The 2,825-nt window shown below is 74.7% G+C and carries 1 protein-coding gene; it reads left to right on the forward strand.

Features of this window, described 5'->3' with window-relative positions; all coding sequences use genetic code 11:
• On the forward strand, positions 1-2,825 hold a 2,825-nt coding region (locus SZN_RS36495), incomplete at both ends, for an Rne/Rng family ribonuclease (protein WP_007505705.1).

Here is a 2,825-nt window from a genome sequence, read left to right on the forward strand (position 1 = left end):
GAGGCCGCCGCGGTCGCGGGCATCGCCGCCGAGGCACCCGCAGACGGCCCGGCCGACGCGTCCGAGGCCGCCGACTCCGGTGACGAGGGCGCTCCCCGCCGCCGTCGCCGGGTCGCCCGGCGTGCCGCCACCGGCTTCTCCGAGCCCGCCCGCGCCGCCGCCCCCGCCGGTTCCGACTCCGCAGAGGAGGGGCAGCGACCGGCCCGGCCCTCCGTCGCCGTCTTCCAGGCGCCCGTGTTCACCGAGCCGCAGTTCCAGACGCCCCAGCGGGCCGCGGCCGAGGCCGCCGCGGAGGCGGGAGCCGAGGCCGCCGACGACACCGACGACGCCGACGGCACCCGGGAGTTCCGGGAGGAGCAGCCCGCCGCCAAGCGCCGCCGCCGTCGCCGCGGTGCCGCCGAGGAGACCGAGGAGCGCGCCGGCGCGACCGCCGCCGAGGACGAGTCCGAAGAAGCCGAGGACGCCACCGACGCGGCCGAGGACGCCGACGGCGAGGACTCCGAGGAGACGGGGTCGCGCAGGCGCCGCCGGCGTGGCGGCCGTCGCCGCCGCCGCGGTGAGTCCGCCGACTCCGACGCCGAGGGCACCGACGCGGACTCCGACGACGACACCGCCGCGCAGGCGGAGCAGGACGCCGAGGACACCGCCGAGCAGGAGGAAGAGGACGCCGACGACGCCCGCGAGGACGGCTCCAGCAGTAGCCGCCGCCGTCGCCGTCGCCGTCGGCGTGCCGGTGACTCCGCCGCGGACGGCGAGCCGGGCGACGGCGACCCCGAGCGCACCGTCGTCAAGGTCCGCGAGCCGCGCCCCTCGCGGGACAGGGGTTCCGAGCCGTCCGACGAGGTGCAGTCCATCAAGGGCTCCACGCGTCTGGAGGCCAAGAAGCAGCGCCGCCGCGAGGGCCGCGAGCAGGGCCGCCGCCGGGTGCCGATCATCACCGAGGCCGAGTTCCTGGCCCGCCGCGAGGCCGTCGAGCGCGTGATGGTGGTCCGCCAGCACGGCGACCGCACGCAGATCGGCGTCCTCGAGGACAACGTGCTCGTCGAGCACTACGTCAACAAGGAGCAGTCGACCTCGTACGTCGGCAACGTCTACCTGGGCAAGGTCCAGAACGTCCTGCCGTCGATGGAGGCCGCCTTCATCGACATCGGCAAGGGCCGCAACGCCGTGCTCTACGCGGGCGAGGTCAACTTCGAGGCGCTCGGCATGGCCAACGGGCCGCGCCGCATCGAGTCCGCCCTGAAGTCCGGCCAGTCGGTCCTCGTCCAGGTCACCAAGGACCCGATCGGCCACAAGGGCGCCCGTCTGACCAGCCAGGTCTCCCTGCCGGGCCGCTACCTCGTGTATGTCCCCGAGGGCTCGATGACCGGCATCAGCCGCAAGCTGCCCGACACCGAGCGGGCCCGGCTGAAGACCATCCTCAAGAAGATCGTCCCCGAGGACGCGGGCGTCATCGTGCGCACCGCCGCCGAGGGCGCGAGCGAGGACGAGCTGCGCCGCGACGTCGAACGGCTCCAGGCGCAGTGGGAGGACATCCGGAAGAAGTCGAAGAACGGCGGCAGTTCGAACGCGCCGTCGCTGCTGTACGGCGAGCCGGACATGACCGTCCGGGTCGTCCGCGACATCTTCAACGAGGACTTCTCCAAGGTCGTCGTCAGCGGTGACGAGGCGTGGGACACCGTCCACGGCTATGTCTCGCACGTGGCGCCCGACCTCGCCGAGCGGCTCCAGAAGTGGACCTCCGAGGTCGACGTCTTCGCCACCTACCGGATCGACGAGCAGCTCGCCAAGGCCCTGGACCGCAAGGTCTGGCTGCCCAGCGGCGGTTCGCTGGTGATCGACCGGACCGAGGCGATGGTCGTCGTCGACGTCAACACCGGCAAGTTCACCGGCCAGGGCGGCAACCTGGAGGAGACGGTCACCAGGAACAACCTGGAGGCGGCCGAGGAGATCGTGCGCCAGCTGCGGCTGCGCGACCTCGGCGGCATCATCGTCATCGACTTCATCGACATGGTGCTGGAGTCCAACCGGGACCTGGTGCTGCGGCGCCTGCTGGAGTGCCTGGGCCGGGACCGTACGAAGCACCAGGTCGCCGAGGTGACCTCGCTGGGCCTGGTCCAGATGACCCGCAAGCGGGTCGGACAGGGCCTGCTGGAGTCCTTCTCCGAGACCTGCGTCCACTGCAACGGCCGCGGTGTCATCGTGCACATGGAGCAGCCGACCTCGTCCGGCGGTGGCGGCAAGCGCAAGAAGCGGGCGCGGGCCGGTGCCGGTCCCGAGCACACGCACGAGGCCGCCGTCGTCACCGAGCCGGCCGAGACGGCCGAGGAGGAGGCGGAGACCGAGGCCGAGGTCGCGGCGGAGGCCGCCGAGCCGACCGCGCTGCCCGAGCCGTCCTTCGCGCCCGACGAGGAGCTGTACAGCAGCGTCGCCGAGGCGGAGGCCGCCGTGCGCGGCCGTGCGCGGCGGCGCGGGGGCCGGCGGGTGTCGGCCCCGGCCGGCGCGCCCAGGAAGGCGGAGGCGGCTCCCACCGCGCAGGACGTGACGGTCGCCGAGGAGATCGAGCGTCCGGTGCAGCCGGAGCGGGCCGCCGAGGCCAAGGCCGCGCCGGCGGCCGTGGAGGACGCGGTCGTCGAGACGCCGCCCGCCGACGCCCCGGCCGCCGAGGAGGCCGCGCCCGCCGGGCGTACGCGGCGCCGCGCCACCCGCAAGGTGTCCGCGCCCGCCGGGTCGCCCGCGGGGGCCGAGGCCACCGTGGTGACGGTCGCCGAGCCGGCCGTGTCCGAGCCGGCCGCCGAGGCCCCGGTGGAGCAGGCACCGGCCGA

The sequence above is a fragment of the Streptomyces zinciresistens K42 genome, from assembly GCF_000225525.1.
Classification (GTDB): domain Bacteria; phylum Actinomycetota; class Actinomycetes; order Streptomycetales; family Streptomycetaceae; genus Streptomyces; species Streptomyces zinciresistens.